This window comes from Amedibacillus sp. YH-ame6 (assembly GCF_053848845.1).
Genome location: NZ_JBSPEZ010000010.1, coordinates 40,252 through 59,300, shown reverse-complemented (window position 1 = coordinate 59,300; position 19,049 = coordinate 40,252). Strand labels below are relative to the sequence as shown.

The window sequence follows — 19,049 nt, the reverse complement described above, 5'->3', positions numbered from 1 at the left end:
AACTTAAAAAGCAGCCAGTAACGACTGCCGTTATTGTATAGTTTCACCTTTCATTGCCAATGCACGCAATTTTTTTATTTCAAAAGGTTTCAGTGTACGGTATTCTCCTTGTCGTAAATCACTACATGTTAGAAACGCAAGTTCTTTACGATGCAATCTTCTCACTTCGTAGCCTAAAGCTTCCATCATACGTTTGATTTGACGATTTCTACCTTCATAGATTGTTAAATCAAAACTACACTGATTTTTGGCAATATCTTTTTCTGTAAGTTTGAATTTTGCAGGTAATGTTTTTACGCCATCATCAAGTACAATTCCCGCTTTTATTTTTTTAATATCTTCCGGTTTTAACACTGCATTGATTGTTAAATTATATACTTTAGGAAGGTGATAACGAGGATGGATGATTTCATTTGCGAACTCTCCATCATTTGTTAACAGCAATACTCCACTCGTATCATAATCCAAACGACCAACTGTAAAGATTCTTTCTTTACCTACCACCATATCAACGACTGTAGAACGTCCAAATTCATCATTGCTCGTACACATCGTCTTTTTTGGTTTGTTCATTAAATAGTATACTTTTACTTCTTTTTCAATAGGATTGCCATCTACTGTGATCGCATCTCCTTTTTTTACTTTATATCCAAGTTCTGTAATGACTTCACCATTCACACATACTCTTCCTTCAGTGATTAAAGTTTCACTTTTTCTGCGTGATGCTACTCCTGCCGCAGCCATTACTTTCTGTAATCGTTCCATACTGACACCTCTTCTTCATATGTATTTTACATGAAGGATGGGTATTTGTAAAAGACTATTTTCAACTTTCGAAGATTTGTAGATGATAACTTTGAGGAAAATATGTGATATAGTCTTCACATATTTCTTTTACTTGCGCATGTAAGGATATACAAACCCCTTGCATATAATCTTTTAAACGAAGGATATCTCCTTCTTGCATACCAGTTAAATCAAGAAAGACCACAAACCCTTTTTGTAGTGCCTCATATGCACACGGACAATCTTCAAAACTATGAAAACGAAAGAAACATACGATATAATCTTGTGTTTGTTGAAGACTTTTATCTTTATAAAAAGATGTGAATAATTTGTGAGTTGCTTCTTTCATATTATTTCCTCCTCATGAGAAAAACATAATCGTCAATAAAATTGCCATAGTAATACCTGCAACATCCGCAATCAACCCAATGGATAATGCATTTTTAATCTTTTTAATCCCCACACTAGAAAAATATAGCGTAATCACATATACCGTAGTATCCGTAGAACCTTGTATAATGCTTGCCATATTCCCTGCAAAAGAATCCACCCCACTTGTTTTGAATATATCTACCAATACAGCCAAGGATGCACTCCCTGAAATTGGACGAAACACTACCATTGGCCATATCTCAGCAGGAATCACACGAACAAAGCGTGCAATAAAGGAACACAACAACTCCATCAATCCACTTTCCCTTAACAACGATATAGCACACATCATTGCCAACAAGGCAGGAAATACATCCATAAATAAAGCAATGCCATCTTTCACACCCGCGATAAACGCTTGATATGCATTCACCCTTTTATATATCGCTACACCAATGATAATCAATACTACGATGGGAAGAATATAAACGCTTTTACTCACGATAATTCCACCACCTATCCACCACCAATCCAACAACACTAGCAAACATTGTAGATATAATTGCATATGGCATAAATCCAGTCACATCCAAGGAATGAAAAGAGGCACGTAATGCAATAAGTGTAGTAGACAATAAGGTAACACCTGCCGTATTTAGTACTAAAAAGGTAATCATAGATCTAGTCGCTGTATCTTTTGTTTGATTGTGTCGTTGCATTCCATCCATTGCCTTTAAACCAGCAGGAGTTGCTGCAGAACCAAGACCAACCATGTTCACAACAATATTGGTCGCAACATACCCAAGTGTTTCTTCATCATGTGCAATATCTGGAAACAATTTCTTCAACAATGGATGAAACACTTTTTCAATCATACGTATAATTCCAGCTTCTCTAGCAATATATAAGATTCCATTCCAAAAGACCATCACGCACAATAAAGGGATAATAAAATCAAATGTTTCTTTACCAACATTTAGAAATACATCATTTACAATACTCACATTCCCGGTGAACAAGCAATACAATATCGTGACAAATAATAAAATTAACCAAATTAGATTCATAAATGTACACTCCCAAACAAGGAAGATTTTTTATCTTTATTCTCTTTGTATGTGTATACATCTACATGACCCTTCTTTTGTACCTCAACGATTAATTGTCCCTTTTCTACATGGATCACTGTTTCAATTTTGGTAGTTCCATCTTTTTTAACTGTTACACATACATCTTGATCTATTTTAAACTTCCTTCCATCACAATGATAGGTTCCCTTTTTTAGCAATACAATCGTATCATATTGAGAAAATGTTTCTTGGTGCTTTTCCTTATGAAATTCAAAATCATTAGCCGTCTTTAAAGTTACTACAATACTTTCAGTATCCTGATATGCAGCACTTGTTACAAGTGTTCTTCCAGCTTTCTTTGTATACCCTGTTTTCCCACCATTTGTAAATGGATACTCAAACAATAAACGATTTTTATTCTTCCAACGCAAATCAGATTCATTAGTATAATAGGTCGTACTCGTAATGGTACGAAATGTATCATTCTTCATCGCATACGACATTAATAAAGCCATATCATAAGCAGTAGATATGTTCCCACCATCTTGTTCATCCAATCCACTTGCATTGTGAAACACTGTGTTTAACATCCCAATTTTTTGTGCCTTCTCATTCATCAACTTTACAAATGCCGCTTCACTCTTTGCGATATGTACAGCAATTTCTAAAGCAGCATCATTTCCACTTCGCAACATCAAGCCGTATAACATACTCTGTAACGAGACTTTATCTCCTTCTTTTAGATACAATAATGAACCATACGCCTGCTTTAGTTCTTCTCCACACACCCAAGTATCTTTTAGATTTCCTTGTTCAATCGCAATGATTGCAGTCATGATTTTAGAAATACTCGCAACACTTTGTGGTTCATTCATATTTTTCTCATCAATGACGGTGTTATCTTTACCAGAAATAACACAATAAGAATCTGCATAGACAGTGCTCATCTGCAACATAAACAGCAACAACACACATATTATTTTTTTCAATTGCATCACCTACAGGAGTATATGATTTATTTTAATAGAACATGCAAAAAAAGGAGCATCTATTATGTGCTCCTCATCTATTTGTCGATTTATCATTAGTTTCTTTCACAACTTTCCTTTCTTGATACGTTCTTCGCATCTTCCAGTCTCGTTGTTTTCCTGATAAACCGACTACAAAAGGTACTAACCACATCTTTGAACTTATCCATTTTCCTTATGTCCTGTATGATCTTCGTACGCATAAGTCTCAATGTTTGTTCCTAACTACATGTTCCCTTTTGTCTTTTCACAGGTGCCATTACGTTCTTGACCTTGTATATGTACGTTTTTTATGATCACGTCATATCTCTCATCAATTTCATGGACATTCCCTGTTACAAGCTACTTATTACCTTTGTTACACCCTTACTATATAAGAAAATAATACTTGTGTAAATTCTTTTGGAATAAATAGAAGAAATATGGAATGTTTTGTATATTTTTCTTCCTTCACACCCTTTTTTTTAATTCCACAAAAAAGAACTATTCCTCGAATAGTTCTTCATCCATGTTTTCATGATAATCAGGTAAATCAGGCAATTCTTTTAAACTTTCTAATTTAAAGGTATCCATAAATTCTTCAGTAACTTCATATAAGAATGGTCTACCTGGAGCATCGCTTCTACCACATTCCTTAATTAAACTACGTGCTAATAATTTACGCACCATCATATCACAGCCAACACCACGTATTTCTTCGATTTCCACACGTGTAATTGGTTGTTTATAAGCAATAATCGCAAGCGTCTCCATAGCTGCATTCGATAAGGTAGACATCTTTGTAGAACTAAACAACCGTTCTGCATATTCATGAACACATTCTTTTGAAACAAACTTATAGATCCCACCAAATCGAACCAACTCAATACCATGACAATCTTCTAGATAATCTTTCATCAATTCATCCAATGTTTCTTCGATGTGCTCTACTTGTTCATCTTCATCCATACAACCAAGAATCTGCTCTTTACTCAATCCTTCATCCCCACTTAAGAATAATAACCCCTCTAAAACACTTTTCAATTTATGCATATACAACCTCTCCTCTTATGATCCATATTGTTTCTTCTTCATCAATATGAAAGGTAATTTCTTTATGTTTAATCAAATCCAAAATTGATAAAAAGGTTACGATTACCATATGTAAATCTGTACAATCCGTACACAAATCTTCAAAATTCATTTTACCTACCCAATCGCGTAATCTACTTTTGATTTGTACAACTCGCTCATCAAGTGATAATTCTTTTACTGTCATCTTTGTTTCAAAAGGATGCGCAAGCGCCGCTCTTCTAAGAACTTTGCTCATTGCCTTAATCAAATCGTATGGATTCCCCTCTAGGTCACCTTCCATGGTTGTGTTCATCCATTTCTGTGTGATTTCACTCATTGGCTTTTCCATCATTAATTGGCGTGCTTCATAACTCTTTTCAAACTCCGCACTCACTTCTTTAAAACGTTGATACTCTAACAAACGTTTCACTAAACGATCTCGTTGATCTTCTTCGTATTCTTCTTCAATTTCAACTTTTTCTCTAGGTAATAGTTTTTTACTTTTATATTCAATAAGTCCAGCTAATTCAGACAAAAATTCACTTGCTACTTCTAAATGCATGGATTCCATTGCATTAAGGTACTGTAGATACTGTTCTGTAAGAAGATTCATATCCAAATCAAACAAATCCAATTTGTTATCTTTGATCAAATGAAGCATTAAATCTAAGGGTCCTTCAAACTGATCAATTGTAATTGTAAATGCCATGTCATCACCTCACAAAGAGTATTATAACAAAATTTCTTAATAATGAGTAGATTTTTTTATTTGAACAGATAAGTGAATTTAAGATGTCGAGATTTCATTCCTTGCGATTCATAGAATGCATGTGCTTGCACTCTTTTATTAGAACTTGATAATTCTATCATAATACAATTCTCTTTTAATGCTATTTCTTTTACATAAGAAAACATCTTACTAGCATATCCAAGACGACGATATCCCTTGCATATGATAAACTCTTCAATCTGCGCAACTTTTGCACAATGATGCAAATGATATATTCGACGCAAACTACAAAATCCTACAAAATTATTATCTACCTTTAGAAAATAATGTTGAATGGTATCATCTCCCATGGATTTTATCCATGCATGATGAAACACTTCTCTTGAAAAAGCTTGTTCTTCAAGTTCGCATACAAAATCATATGCAAGTTGTTCATCTTGTAAGGATGCTAAAGTTAGCTCCATAGTATCACCTCTTGAATCTATTATAACAGAAAAAGTGCTTACGCACTTTTGTCCTTCTTAATTTTAATTGGAGACCCTACCCACATTCGTTTAAACTCTTTATAGGAAAATGGTATCAATGGATATAGATATGGATATTTCATTGTTTTGGTTGATAATAAGACAACCAAATGTAGTAATACGCCTATACAAAAACCACTCATCCCAAAAAATAAAGTTAATATTGTAATTGCTATACGAAATATTTTATTCGCAAGAGATAGCTCATAAGAAGGAGTCAATAAATTCCCTATATTACTTAAGGCAATCATAATTAAAACTTCTTCTGTATAGGCACCTAACCCAATTGCCATATCTCCTAATACAAACACTGCCACAAAACTCATGATACTTGATATCATTGTTGGCGTATGAATTAAGGATTGGCGAATCCATTCTACTATGATATCTGCGAAAATCAATTGAAAACCAAATTCATACATGTTCACATCTGTAATTGGAATGTGTAACATGGTGGGATTCTTATCTACAATTAGTGCCACCCATAATGGAAGTAGGTACAAAGAAAATAGGATTCCTATCAATCGTATAAAACGAGTGAAGAATGCAACGAGTGTAGTTTGTGTGTACTCCTCTATTTGTTTCGTTTGTTCAAAAAAAGTTGTAGGTAGAATAAGTGCCGATGGTGAGTTGTCCACGATGACTATCAAGTAGCCTTGTAGTAAGTGAATAGAACATATATCTGGACGTTCACTATAGCGTACATGAGGATATGGATTCCATGTCTTTCCATACAACCCTTCACATAAGTTGCGTTCGCTTAAAATCTCTGTTTCTGGTAATTGATGTAAGCGATGTTCAAAATCTGCGAGTATATCAGGATCTACTAGATGTTCGATGTATACATACGCAACATCTGTACGTGTTTTTACACCTTCTCGATTCATCACGATGGTTAGTCTTGGATCACGAATTCTTCTTCGTAAAAGACCTATATTAAAGATAATGTTCTCTACGAAGCCATCCCTAGCACCTCGAACACTTTTTTCAACACTTGGTTCACTGCTTTGTCTTGAGGGATAACTTCTCGTCTCGATACAATAATAGGTTGGACTATTTTCTAATAACACCATACATTGACCACTCAACATATTGGTAATCGCTTTTGTCTCGTCTTCTACACGATCCACAGCCCCTGGATAAAACGTTAGTGTTAAGTGATTCCCTGCCGTAATCACAAACCCTTCTACCAAGGATGCGATGAGTTTGCTATCTGTTAAAGATGATAAGAATATTAAATAAGCATCTTCTTTGTGAATGGTTAAATGTCGATATACAATATCAAAGGATTTTGATAATTTACGTTGGATTTCAAAAAGGCGTTGTTCAAGTGTACTCATGATTTAGGTTTGCACACAAGTGCAATTAGGAATGCGAACAAGATAGCACTGGTAATACCCGCAGCAGTTAAATCAAACATACCAAGTAAAATACCTAAGATTCCATCGCTTTGTGCTTTCGCGAGTGCTCCATGAATTAAAGAATGTCCAAAGCTTGTAATTGGAATTGAAGCTCCCATACCAGCAAATTCTATCAAACGATCATATAATCCAAACGCATCTAATCCAGCACCTATAACAACAAACAACGATGTAATATGACCTGCCGTCCATTTGCTATGGTCATAGATGAATTGACCAATTGCACAAATGGAACCACATACAATGAATGCATTCAAAAAAATCATAAATCATCATTCCTTTCATAGACGACACCATGAGAAATACATGGTATTGTACCTTTTTGTTGAATGGCAACTGGAGATAAAAGCGCTCCTGTCGCAAGTACTAAAATACGTTTACACTCACCCTTTTCCAACATGTCAAATAATTTTGTCATTGTTACACACATACTACAACCGCATCCACTTCCTCCACAAAATACATCTTGTTTTACAATATCGTATATCATAAGTCCACAATCTTGAAGTTTGTTATTAAGTTCAAAACCATCCTGCTGTAACAAGTCCACCAAAAAAGAATACCCTATTTTCGATAGATCTCCAGTCGCGATGATGTCATAATCCTCAAATGAGCGCTTTGTATCCTTAAAATGCGTTAACAACGTATCATACGCAGCCGGAGCCATTGCCAATCCCATGTCATTCGCATCTTTATGCCCCCAATCCACAATCTTACCAGGTGTAAAGGCAGTGACTTTAATCTTGCTTTTTTGATTCGACAAAATAATTGCACCTGCTCCTGTTACTGTTAAGGTAGTGGTTTCTTTCTTTTGTACACCATATTCATTAGGATAACGAAATTGTCGTTCTGCACTTCCTGTATGAGAACTAGTGAATGCCATTGTACGCTTCACAAGTTTATGTTCTACCCACAAAGCAGCCTGTCCAATCACAAGAGAAGAATTAGAACACGCTCCATACATTCCCAAAAAAGGAATATTTAAATCCTTTGCGAAATAATTAGAACTTGTTAATTGGTTGATCAAATCTCCACCAACAACCAAATCAATATCATCTAGTTTTAACTGAGCTTTACGTATTGCACAATCACATGCTTCAGAAATAAGATGTCGTTCTGCTTTTTCAAACGTTTCACATCCACAATAATTATCCGCATGATCATAATCATAAAAATCCCCAAGTGGTCCTTGTTTTTCAAGAGGACCCACTGCAGTCGCTCTTGCGTCTACATATACATGTTTAAAGTTTATCGTTGTCATAATTACGCACCAAATAATAAGAAACGAATCATCCCAAATACAAATGCCGAACTTATCCCATAGGTCAATACAGAACCCGCAAGCTTAAACATATTTCCACCGATTCCATAAATCAATCCTTCACTTTTCCCTTCCAAAGCGCAAGAAGTTAAACTATTCGCAAATCCAGAGATTGGCACAAACAAACCCGCTCCACAAGTTTGTGCTGCCTTATCATATAATCCCAATCCTGTAAGTAAGGATGCAATTATGATAATGGTCACTATCGTCATGGAAACAGCAGAATCCTTATCAACATTCAACACTTCATTGTACACAAGAAACAACAATTGTGCCGCAATTGCCAATGTACCACCACTCACAAAAGCAATCAGTGTGTTTTTTAGCTTATGTGATTTTGGCGCATGTTTCATGGCAGTATCCTTTATATTTTTATTATTCATATCATCACTCCTTCGCATTTAGTATGAACACTACCTTATGTTCTATGAATGAGAATTGTAGAAACGTTCATAAAAACTTCACAAAGCACACAAAGACACATCATATACATTCGTTATTATGTACTTGAAAAAGAGGTAAACTTATGAAAAAGAAAAGAAACGTATTGGGTCTATGCATCTTCTTATGTATGCTAATGATCCCTATTGTACACAAGAATTCAACTTCCATTATTGAGTCCATAGCGACACATGATGAAACAAATGCAAACACTGTATCCACGCTTCTACAAGAAGACACAAGCAAACGCATTGTGATTGATGCAGGACATGGTGGGTATGACAGTGGAAGCATTAGTGCAAATGGCATACTTGAAAAAGATATTACCCTCTCCATTTCATTACAAGTTGGATCTTTGTTAGAAGAAGCAGGATATGATGTCATCTATACAAGAGAAAGTGATGAAGTATCATGGAGTGATGATAATCTTGATGATTTAAGTACTCGTGTCGCAATTGCAGAAAACAAAGATGCAGCCTACTTTATTTCTATACATACAAATTCAAGCGACAACTATAATGATGGCGCCTATGGTTTTGAAACCTATGTAGATTATAGTGATAGTACCATCTTAAACATCGCACAAGAGATATCCAATAACCTGACTTCCCTTTCTTATACACAAGATCGCGGATTAAAGAGTACCAGTGATTCTAGCCTTTTTGTAATAGATAAGAATAGTGTACCTGCCTTATTATTAGAAATTGGGTTTATGAGCGATAGCGATGATGTTGCGTATATGTCCAGTGAACTAGGTCAAGCAAATATCGCAAAAGCGATTGCGGATGGAATTCAAGCGAGCGTATAGAATTCTGTACACATCTTGTGTATAATGGTGCCATGAGGTGATCGATATGGTACAAAAGAAAAGCACTCCCGTATATGATGGAGTTATCTTCAAAGTAACAAAAGATGAAGTGGATATCAAAGGAACTACGTATCAACGAGATATTGTCCATCATAATGGTGGTGTAGGAATTCTTGCTATACAAAATGATAAATTATTATTTGTGAAACAATATCGTTACGCAGTTCAAGAAGAAACGATTGAAATCCCTGCAGGTAAACTAGAACAAGGCGAAGTTCCTTACGAAAGTGCATTACGTGAACTAGAAGAAGAAAGTGGTTATACTACAAATACCTTGCACACTTTAGCGCAAGTATATTCAACCCCTGGATTTTGTAATGAGAAATTATATTTATATTGGTGCAATGAACTAATAAAAGTAGAACATCCATTACCGATGGATGAAGATGAAGATATTGAAATCATTTGGATGGATGTAGAAGAAGCCTATCAAAAAGTTGAATCTGGTGAGATTACAGACGCAAAAACAATCATTGCGATACAATACGCAAAACTTCATTTCACAACGTTATAAGCTAACAAAAAGCGCCCTAGAGCGCTTTTCTTCTTGATTTACTAATGTTCAAACTGTATACCTGCCATTTCCATCAAAGCTTGTGCATTGGTGGTTGTACAACGATCTTTTTTAATACAATAATCAAAACAAACTTTTCCATCTTCATAATGTTCTTCAAAATGATAATTCTCTACATTTTCTTCTTCTTTAAAACGAAGTGTACATAATTCAAAATCATGCGTAGATACCAATGAAATCACCCATGGTAGATGTAAATGCTTTAACACTTCTTGAGCACAAATAATTCGATCGGCACTATTGGTACCTTTGAATATCTCATCAATTAACACAACCATAGGCTCTTTTCTTTTGCTTTCTTCTATCATCGATTTGATACGAAGAATCTCTGCATAGAACGTAGATATCCCCTCACTCACATCGTCTTTGATACGCATCGATGTAAATACGTGCATGCTATTGGCTTGAAAGGAGGTTGCACATACTTGTGCACCAGCATGGAAAAGCACCATATTTAAACCAATGGTTCTAAGGAATGTTGTTTTCCCTGACATATTGGAACCCGTAATAATATAGGTTTTACTATTCGCATCAAAATCATTCGCAACTGCACTATCTTGTACAAGAAGAGGATGATATAAGGAATGCATTTCAATGTGTGGTGTTGTTTGAGAACTATACTGAGGCCAACACATAGTGTCCTTTGCATAAGACAGTTGTGCCAAGGATACATATGCTTCTAACTTCCCTAACGCATCCATCCATTGACGTATATTAGAACCATACGCTTTCTTCCACTTTACCAATGCATTCACACATTGAAAGTCGATTAAGAAAAATGCATTCATAAACATAAACATGATTCCATCATTACGAAATTGAATTCCAGTCATAATATGTTGTAATTTACGTATTGCATGAGGAGCTTGTTGGAGTGTGCGCTTTAATTCTTGTAACTCATCCCCTACAAATTCACTTTGACAAATCATTTGAAACATACGTTCATAATCATGTAAGGTATTTGCTAGGTAGTTGACATCTTGAAAAGAAGATGTGTTAAATAGTACACTTAATAATGCCAAGGAAATAGACAATGTTCCACATATTAAGACATACACATAAGAACCATTTAATACCATTGCATACAACAAAGCACTTATGGTAAGCAGTGGAAACAACGTAATGAGATAGCGAACAAATCTAGGGTAGGTCTTTTGTTCACTTTCCATATATTGATAGAAGGCTTCTAAAGAGGCTTTCTTTTTCTTTCTTCCATGCAGTTCAAACAACTTTAATAAAGAAGTTAAACACACACTAAATTCTTCATGATCAATCAATTCCTTAATTGCGTTTTGTCTTCTTATGATTTGTTGTTCTTCTTGTTTAGCACAAGATAATAAAGACGCAAGATAAGCTCTACCTGCCACACTTTTCGCTACACTTACATATTGAAACAAAGATGCATTTCCAAAAATATCTAAGTCATATGCTTGTGTATAAGCATCCGATAAGAATTCACTTCCTTGATCTTGAAAAGACTTCCAGCCATCTGACTTACGCTTTTCAATATCTTCATAGCAATCTATTGTACATTCTAATAATTCTATTTCTTTTCGTAGTTTCATATGCAGTCTTACAAACCAAAAAAACAAAATTATCCCCATTACCATAAGGATATAGAACCAAGTATTCTTTTCATATCCATAATACAAACAAAAAGCACTTGCTACCAACAAACATGCTCGTATAAGAGAATATCTATTAGAAATTACTTTCATGGATTGTAGTTGTTTTTGTTTATTATCTACTATAGTACGAATGGTTTCACAGTTCATTGACTACACCTTCCTTTGACGTTAATCTTTTATTTCTTGTGTTTCATTATATCACGCAACATTCTTCTTTCCTAATGTTTTCATTAGAAAAAAACAGGATTTCTCCTGTCTTATTCAAACAATGGGCGCAATAAATTAGTGCGAGGGTGTGGCTATGCTATAAATTCTGTATTGCTATTTATTTCTGTCTTTAACATTTTGTGTGGCTACTATTTTCAAAAATAAAATCCTTCATGATATGCATTCAAAACTTACAGAAAAGAATATCAGAAAATTGTAGTAAAGGTAGTAAGACATAGTAGAAAAAATTCTCTGCATTTTTGCAATGCATATTCTAAGATTCAGAGTTTTAACCTTTATTTAAACAAGGTGTTAGTGACAAAAAAAACTTCCTTCAATTTTGCATATGTACCATAAGCTTAAAGCCTATATGATGAAAGGGCAGCACTCGCTGTCCCCTTTATCATGTGTTCTATTGTGGGAAACTTTTGATTTAGCATCGAACCTTTATTTTGAGGTACATTTAGCTATTCTGAAATTTTCATGAATAATTCAGATTTATATAATAATAAGTGCCTCCCTATGTGGAGGATTTTATTGTTATATCTCCCTGAAGTTGTTATCTTAAGACAACTTTCCCTGTCGTTTCTTAAAACATGTAGATTCCTAACAGAAAGAAAAAGCTGTTTATTTCAAAGCAATATAGCTTTAGAAGTCATGGTACGAATATAATGAACTTACAGTAATACGATAACACTTAGAAACAACGTTCTGCAGACCGCTCAAAAACCAATGTTTAAATTCACCTAACTTTTTTAAAGTAATTGAGTTTTCCATTTGACAGGTTATATTCTATCGATGAATAGTTACTTCAAATCACAACCTTTCATTTTAGTACTTTCAATAAATTCAAAAATATAGTAAAATATAGATAATGATTTGGTAGCCTTTAAGTTCCTGTGGAGCTGGATAGCTCGATTATAAAAATGGAGGAATATATATGCAATCAGTAAAATGGATGCTTGTAGGTATTATCATCTTGCTAGTTACAATCATTGTTCATGATATAATAAAGCCATATGAAGGCACAGTTATAGATGTGATAGGTTTAATAGCTGGCATTGTCATGGTTATAATTGGTCTTCTTCTTAAGGAAAAGAAATAGAATTTATATTTCTTAAGCTAATATACGAATCTTTTTCAAACTTTAAAATCGATAAGTTATAAAACCTTCATCTTGCTACATAGCATTGGATGCTGGTTTTTTTTAAAGTTGCATTTATAGATAATGTTTGATCAATTATTCCTTAGAAGTTCTTTTGTCACCAAAAGCTAAAACAAAAATTTTTTTTTGAAATTAGCAGTAAGTCGATTTGATTGAATAAATGCACAATGGATAGAATAAATTCTGTAAGTAATGAAAAAGATGGACACACTTTTATAAACTTCATATTTGGATTCCTCATTTCTCCATACAAAAAAAATTAGAAACACTTGATTTTTTATAAGTTTGTAAAGAGTAAATTATACAACTCATAAAAAAGACACCTATACTTTACATATAGATGTCAATAAATTATTATCATTTGACTTAATGACATCGGTATTTCTCCTGTCTTATTCAAACAATGTAAATTCTTCAAATTCCTCTTCTACTTCTTTTTCTACAACCGCTACTTCTTCTTGTATTTTTTCGATTTGTTCAATATATGAAAGTTTTTTTAATGTGTAGAAATCTTGTATTGCTGGGATTGGTGTTGAGAAGGTCGCATCCTTACTCATCAACGCAATATCCTTAGACACAATTTTATGAACGTCTCCATTTGCAACGATAATTTCATCGTTCAAATCATACATTTCAATCTTCTCTATCATATATGGTTTTGATTTTACTTTCTTACAGATCATATTTCCCTTTGTAGGACGTCCTGTAATTTCAATATCACTCATCTTTAAACGTTTAAGTGCACAATTATCACTAAACACAACCAGTTGTTTAGCATCACCACGATATACACAAGCACTAGCTACGGTATCACTTACTAGTTTGATTGCTTTAACACCCTTGCTTCTTGGTGACGTTAATGGAATAAGAGAGATAGGATATCGAGATACATATCCATTCTTAGTTGCGATTAGAATTTCATCTCCATCATATCCAACGAAGGTGCTCACAACTTCATCTCCATCCAATAGTTTCATATTGCTCATGGTTTTGTTGTTACGAGACACTTCATAATCTGAAACGAATGTCTTTTTCACCAACCCTAAACGAGTGGTAGAAATAATATATGCATTAGTTTTAAAGGAATTCACCACAAAAGCATCTGTGATTTTCTCATCCCCTGTAATCTTGATATTGGAGTTGATATGGCTACCGATATCCTTCCATTTTTGTTCTTCTACTTCATATACTGGTGTATATCCATAGGTACCTTGATTGGTAAAGAACATAATGTTATCTAAGGTATTGACTTCCCCATAACCAATCAAGTGATCGCCTTCTTTAATACCTGTCATCGTATCACTACCTGCATTATAGCTACGCATAGAAACACGTTTTACATAGCCATCACGAGAAATCGTAAACATAACTTGTTCATTGTTGATCATCGCAACCTTATCAATCACAATTTCTTCAATCTCATGTTCAATGGAAGTAAGTCTAGGAGTTGGGAATAGTTTTTGTACATTCTTCAACTCACTTACAATTACTTTGCGAAGTGTTTTAGGGTCTTCTAAAATATTTTTTAATTGCGCTATTTCTTTCTTTAACGTTTCATCTTCTTCACGAAGTTGTGTAATATCCGTAGAAGATAAACGATATAAACGCATCGTTACGATGGCTTCTGCTTGTTCATCGCTAAAACCAAACGCTTCCATAATTTTATTCTTAGAATCTGCTTTATCTTTTGAAGCACGAATCAAGCGAATGATTTCATCCAAGACAGAGACTGCCTTAATCAAACCATCTAAGATATGGCAACGCTTTTCTTTCTTATGTAATTCAAAACGACTTCTTTTTTCAATCACTTCATGACGGTGTGCAATAAATGCATCCAACATTGGAATAAGCCCCATTTGTATCGGACGTTTATTTACAATTGCCACAACATTATAATTATAAGATACTTGTAGATCCGTATTTTTATATAAGAAGTTTAAGATGAGTTGTGCATCCGCATCTTTCTTGATATCCACAACAACACGCAATCCATTACGATCACTTTCATCACGAACATCTAGAATACCATCAATCTTCTTATTCAAACGAACATCATCGATTTTCTTAACCATATTGCTTTTCACTACTTCATATGGTACTTCATGTACTACAATTTGTTGGATTGTTTTGGTTTGCTCAATGGTTACTTTACTACGTACCATGATACGCCCTTTACCACTTTGGAAAGCTTCTTTAATACCATCAATTCCTTGTACGATTCCACCTGTTGGAAAATCAGGGCCTTGAATGTATTCCATCAATTCCTCTAATGTACTATTTGGGTATTGAATACGATAAATCGCCGCATCAATGGATTCACTTAAATTGTGAGGAGGAATGTTTGTCGCATATCCTGCCGCAATACCAGTAATCCCATTCACCAATAAATTAGGATAACTTGCAGGTAATACCGTAGGTTCTAATTCTGTATCATCAAAGTTTAAGGACCAAGTCACCGTATCCGCATCAATATCACGTAATAAGTATTCACTTATCTTTCCTAAACGAGCTTCAGTATAACGCATTGCTGCAGCTGGATCATCATCGATAGACCCATTATTCCCTTGCATATCGATCTGAGGATGGCGTATTTTCCAATCCTGAGACATACGTACCATGGCATCATAAACGGAACTATCTCCATGAGGATGATAGTTACCGATAACCAAACCTACGGTCTTAGCAGATTTACGATATGCTTTATCCCATGTATTCCCATCGCGATACATCGCATATAAAATTCTTCTTTGTACTGGTTTTAATCCATCACGTGCATCAGGAAGTGCACGATCTTGAATAATGTATTTTGAATAACTTCCAAAACGTGTCCCCATAATCTCTTCAAGAGGAGTTTGAATGATACTTGCATGATTTACAATAGGTGTTTCTTCTTTTTTCTTCATCATTTCGCCTCCGCTTCAAAATTTTCTTCCAACGTGAACGAAACATTTGCTTCAATCCAATCACGGCGAAGTTCTGCTTTATCCCCCATCAATACAGATACACGTCGTTCTGCCACGACTGCATCTTCGATGGTTACTTGAATCAATGTTCTTGTTTCTGGGCACATGGTTGTATCCCAAAGTTGATCTGCATTCATTTCACCAAGACCTTTATAACGTTGTAAGTTGTATCCTTTTGGGAAAGTCTTACGAACTTCATTCAATTCATCGTCGCTCCAAGCATATTGCATTTCTTTTCCTTTTTGAAGCTTATACAAAGGAGGTAATGCGATATACACCATACCCGCTTCAATCAATTCACGCATATAACGATAGAAGAATGTTAACAACAATGTTTGAATATGTGCTCCATCGGTATCGGCATCGGTCATGATGATGACTTTATGATAGTTGGAATCTTCCGCATGAAAATTCGCACCTACTCCTGCACCCAAGGCATGTATGATTGTATTTAATTCTTCGTTCTTTTCAATACTCGCAATACTTGCTTTTTCTGTATTCAACACTTTCCCTCGTAAAGGTAGGATCGCTTGATAACGAGAGTCTCTTCCCTGTTTCGCACTACCACCGGCAGAATCACCTTCGACTAAGTACAATTCTTTTTTACGTGCATCTTTGGACTGTGCACTTGCTAATTTACCAGAAAGAATCTTTTCACTCTTTCCTTTGGTCTTTCCTTTACGTGCATCTTCACGTGCTTTACGAGCTGCCTCACGAGCCGTGGATGCTCTTTGCATCTTCTTAATCAATGTAATCGCCAAATCTTTGTTTTCTTCTAAAAAGAAGTTTAATTTCTCCGCGATGATTTGATCCACTGCATTTTTTGCTTCTGGTGTCCCTAGTTTTCCTTTTGTTTGTCCTTCAAACTGCAACAAGTTTTCAGGAATACCCAACGATAAAATAATCGTTAATCCTTCGCGGACATCACTACCTTCAAAATTCTTATCTTTTTCCTTTAATATGCCATTTCTTCTTGCATAATCATTGAACACTTTCGTAAATGCATTACGAGCACCTGTTTCATGTGTCCCACCATCATTGGTACGCACAATATTAACGAAAGAGAAAATATTCTCTTGGTATTCATCCGTATATTGAAATGCACAATCCACTTTAATATCATTCACATTCCCACTGAAGGAAACTGGTTTATGGAAAGTTTGTTTATCATCGTGAAGATATTCCATAAACGCAACTAAACCATTTTCATAATGATATGTTTCTTCTCGTTCTTTTCCATCACGTTCATCTTTTACTACTAAACGTAAGCCTTCCAATAAGAATGCATCTTCTTGTGCACGTTCCGCGATTTGTGAATAAGAATAGGATGTCGTAGAAAAAATACGTTTATCTGCTAAAAAACGCACCTTACTTCCTGTACGATTTGTTTTTCCAATCACTTCTAACTTACTTGTCTTCTTACCGCCATCTTCAAATTTAATCTGATATATTTTTCCATCACGATATACTGTGACTTCTACCCATTGTGATAACGCATTTACAACACTGGCACCTACACCATGTAAACCACCGCTTGTCTTATATCCTCCATCACTGGAAAACTTACCACCCGCATGTAGTATTGTATAAATAACCTGTACTGCAGGAACGCCACTAGCATGCATATCTACCGGCATACCTCGTCCACTATCCTCTACACAAATTACATTATCTTTTTCTATGGTAATCTTAATTGTATCACCATGTCCATTTAAGGCCTCATCGATAGAATTATCGACAATTTCCCAAACGAGATGATGAAGTCCTCTGCCATCCGTAGAACCAATATACATCCCCGGACGCTTACGTACAGCTTCAAGGCCATCAAGAATTTGTATACTACTACCATCATAAGCTTTTTCTGCCATACAATCACACCTTTCTTTCATTTCATGAATTCCTTGTTTAGTGTAACAAAAACATCACAAAACATCAATAAAAAAACAGGAATTCGAATTTCCTCAACACGCTTATTATAGCGCAACCAAGCAAAAAAAAGTAGAATAGATTTTATTTTTCTTTTATAGAACCTTATTTGATGTTAAAATAGATACGTAATTTGATTGAGGTGAACGTTATGAATATATATTGGATTTTATATATAGCACTTGGATATGTGCTAGGTTCCATTCCATTTGCACTTGTGATTGGAAAAGTATTTTACAAAACAGATGTTCGAAATTTCGGGAGTGGAAATCTTGGAGGTTCCAATGCTGGAAGAGTTTTAGGAAAGAATGCTGGTATTTCTGTCATTGCTTGTGACGTGTTAAAAGTTGTTCTTGCGGTAGGGATTGTATCCATCTTCGATCGTGAAGCGAGTATATGGGCTGGTTTAGCAGCTTGTATTGGTCATTGTTATCCTGTATTCGCGGGATTTCATGGTGGTAAAGCAGTTGCGACAATGTTTGGATTCTTATTATCTACATCCATCTTTACTTTCCAAAATGGTTGGTATGTCATAATCCCATTTATCTTCTTTGTAATTGTACTATATCTTGGAAAAATGGTTTCTTTATCTAGTATGGTTGCGGCAGTTGTTAGTACGATTTATATTAGTGTTATGCAATATACGACTAGTATTGAAATCGTAATTGCTAGTTGGTTATTAACCATCCTTGTTATTTATCGACACAGAAGCAACATTAAGAAAATAAAGAACAAAACAGAGAATAAAATAAAATGGCTATAAGAAAAGATCATCTCATGTGAATTCCTCACAAAGATGATCTTTCTTTACTTCTTTTTATAGTGATCGTACAAATCTATACAAAGTTTGATAAACAATAGCGTAAAACATACTGTTCCAAAATAAACACCTTGAAACAACGTTAAAATCATACAAATCACATATACAACAAACAAAACCCAATACAGCACTAGTCGTCTACTCACAACATC

General features: G+C 34.8%; 20 protein-coding genes. 4 read left to right on the top strand and 16 right to left on the bottom strand.

The features are described from left to right. Positions 1-30: 30 nt before the first annotated feature. The 12 genes from ACWG0P_RS08360 to ACWG0P_RS08305 all read right to left on the bottom strand — a co-directional run bounded on the left by ACWG0P_RS08360 (position 31) and on the right by ACWG0P_RS08305 (position 8,688). Positions 31-765 carry a pseudouridine synthase gene (locus ACWG0P_RS08360; RefSeq protein ID WP_455791295.1) on the bottom strand — a complete coding sequence of 245 codons (735 nt, stop codon included), beginning with the start codon at positions 763-765 and terminating at the stop codon, positions 31-33. Between the two features lie 61 nt (positions 766-826). Then, positions 827-1,135: a cell division protein SepF gene (locus tag ACWG0P_RS08355; RefSeq protein WP_455801334.1), complete on the bottom strand. Its 309-nt coding sequence runs from the start codon at positions 1,133-1,135 to the stop codon at positions 827-829. 12 nt (positions 1,136-1,147) lie between these two features. Further along, on the bottom strand, positions 1,148-1,726 hold the full coding sequence (locus tag ACWG0P_RS08350; protein WP_455801333.1) for a spore maturation protein: 579 nt from the start codon (positions 1,724-1,726) through the stop codon (positions 1,148-1,150). Beyond that, positions 1,653-2,225, bottom strand: coding sequence for a nucleoside recognition domain-containing protein (locus tag ACWG0P_RS08345; protein WP_455791298.1), 573 nt, complete (start codon positions 2,223-2,225; stop codon positions 1,653-1,655). Before ACWG0P_RS08345 ends, ACWG0P_RS08350 begins: the two co-directional genes overlap by 74 nt. Then, positions 2,222-3,223, bottom strand: a complete 1,002-nt coding sequence (locus tag ACWG0P_RS08340) for a D-alanyl-D-alanine carboxypeptidase family protein (protein ID WP_455801332.1) — start codon at positions 3,221-3,223, stop codon at positions 2,222-2,224. Before ACWG0P_RS08340 ends, ACWG0P_RS08345 begins: the two co-directional genes overlap by 4 nt. A gap of 516 nt (positions 3,224-3,739) precedes the next feature. Further along, positions 3,740-4,288 (bottom strand): SMC-Scp complex subunit ScpB, encoded by a 549-nt coding sequence (gene scpB / locus ACWG0P_RS08335; protein ID WP_455801331.1) that lies wholly within the window; start codon positions 4,286-4,288, stop codon positions 3,740-3,742. Continuing rightward, a complete protein-coding gene (locus tag ACWG0P_RS08330) occupies positions 4,281-5,018 on the bottom strand; it encodes a segregation and condensation protein A (protein ID WP_455801330.1) in 738 nt (245 codons plus the stop codon). Before ACWG0P_RS08330 ends, scpB begins: the two co-directional genes overlap by 8 nt. A gap of 56 nt (positions 5,019-5,074) precedes the next feature. After that, positions 5,075-5,503, bottom strand: coding sequence for a GNAT family N-acetyltransferase (locus ACWG0P_RS08325; protein WP_455801329.1), 429 nt, complete (start codon positions 5,501-5,503; stop codon positions 5,075-5,077). 38 nt (positions 5,504-5,541) lie between these two features. After that, positions 5,542-6,903 carry a spore germination protein gene (locus tag ACWG0P_RS08320; RefSeq protein ID WP_455801328.1) on the bottom strand — a complete coding sequence of 454 codons (1,362 nt, stop codon included), beginning with the start codon at positions 6,901-6,903 and terminating at the stop codon, positions 5,542-5,544. Beyond that, positions 6,900-7,250, bottom strand: a complete 351-nt coding sequence (gene spoVAE, locus ACWG0P_RS08315; protein WP_455791305.1) for a stage V sporulation protein AE — start codon at positions 7,248-7,250, stop codon at positions 6,900-6,902. The genes ACWG0P_RS08320 and spoVAE overlap by 4 nt, the downstream gene beginning before the upstream one ends. After that, positions 7,247-8,245: a stage V sporulation protein AD gene (gene spoVAD / locus ACWG0P_RS08310; protein ID WP_455801327.1), complete on the bottom strand. Its 999-nt coding sequence runs from the start codon at positions 8,243-8,245 to the stop codon at positions 7,247-7,249. The genes spoVAE and spoVAD overlap by 4 nt, the downstream gene beginning before the upstream one ends. Before the next feature lie 2 nt (positions 8,246-8,247). Then, a complete protein-coding gene (locus ACWG0P_RS08305) occupies positions 8,248-8,688 on the bottom strand; it encodes a SpoVA/SpoVAEb family sporulation membrane protein (RefSeq protein WP_455801326.1) in 441 nt (146 codons plus the stop codon). Between the two features lie 143 nt (positions 8,689-8,831). Here ACWG0P_RS08305 and ACWG0P_RS08300 point away from each other — a divergent pair, with 143 nt between their 5' ends. Next, on the top strand, positions 8,832-9,554 hold the full coding sequence (locus ACWG0P_RS08300) for an N-acetylmuramoyl-L-alanine amidase family protein (RefSeq protein WP_455801325.1): 723 nt from the start codon (positions 8,832-8,834) through the stop codon (positions 9,552-9,554). A 46-nt stretch (positions 9,555-9,600) separates the two neighbouring features. Then, complete coding sequence (locus tag ACWG0P_RS08295) at positions 9,601-10,128, top strand: NUDIX hydrolase (RefSeq protein WP_455801324.1); 528 nt, start codon at positions 9,601-9,603, stop codon at positions 10,126-10,128. A gap of 41 nt (positions 10,129-10,169) precedes the next feature. Here ACWG0P_RS08295 and ACWG0P_RS08290 read toward each other — a convergent pair whose 3' ends face one another. Beyond that, positions 10,170-11,963: a MutS-related protein gene (locus ACWG0P_RS08290; protein ID WP_455801323.1), complete on the bottom strand. Its 1,794-nt coding sequence runs from the start codon at positions 11,961-11,963 to the stop codon at positions 10,170-10,172. A 1,000-nt stretch (positions 11,964-12,963) separates the two neighbouring features. Here ACWG0P_RS08290 and ACWG0P_RS08285 point away from each other — a divergent pair. After that, complete coding sequence (locus ACWG0P_RS08285; RefSeq protein WP_455801322.1) at positions 12,964-13,128, top strand: hypothetical protein; 165 nt, start codon at positions 12,964-12,966, stop codon at positions 13,126-13,128. Between the two features lie 452 nt (positions 13,129-13,580). Here the strand turns inward: ACWG0P_RS08285 and parC are convergent, their stop codons facing one another. Beyond that, a complete protein-coding gene (parC, locus tag ACWG0P_RS08280) occupies positions 13,581-16,091 on the bottom strand; it encodes a DNA topoisomerase IV subunit A (RefSeq protein ID WP_455801321.1) in 2,511 nt (836 codons plus the stop codon). Next, positions 16,091-18,019 carry a DNA topoisomerase IV subunit B gene (parE, locus tag ACWG0P_RS08275; protein WP_455801320.1) on the bottom strand — a complete coding sequence of 643 codons (1,929 nt, stop codon included), beginning with the start codon at positions 18,017-18,019 and terminating at the stop codon, positions 16,091-16,093. The genes parC and parE overlap by 1 nt, the downstream gene beginning before the upstream one ends. Before the next feature lie 209 nt (positions 18,020-18,228). Between parE and plsY the strand changes: the two genes are divergently transcribed. Further along, complete coding sequence (gene plsY / locus ACWG0P_RS08270; RefSeq protein WP_455801319.1) at positions 18,229-18,840, top strand: glycerol-3-phosphate 1-O-acyltransferase PlsY; 612 nt, start codon at positions 18,229-18,231, stop codon at positions 18,838-18,840. Between the two features lie 44 nt (positions 18,841-18,884). Here plsY and ACWG0P_RS08265 read toward each other — a convergent pair whose 3' ends face one another. Further along, on the bottom strand, positions 18,885-19,043 hold the full coding sequence (locus ACWG0P_RS08265; protein WP_455791680.1) for a hypothetical protein: 159 nt from the start codon (positions 19,041-19,043) through the stop codon (positions 18,885-18,887). Between the last annotated feature and the right edge of the window lie 6 nt (positions 19,044-19,049).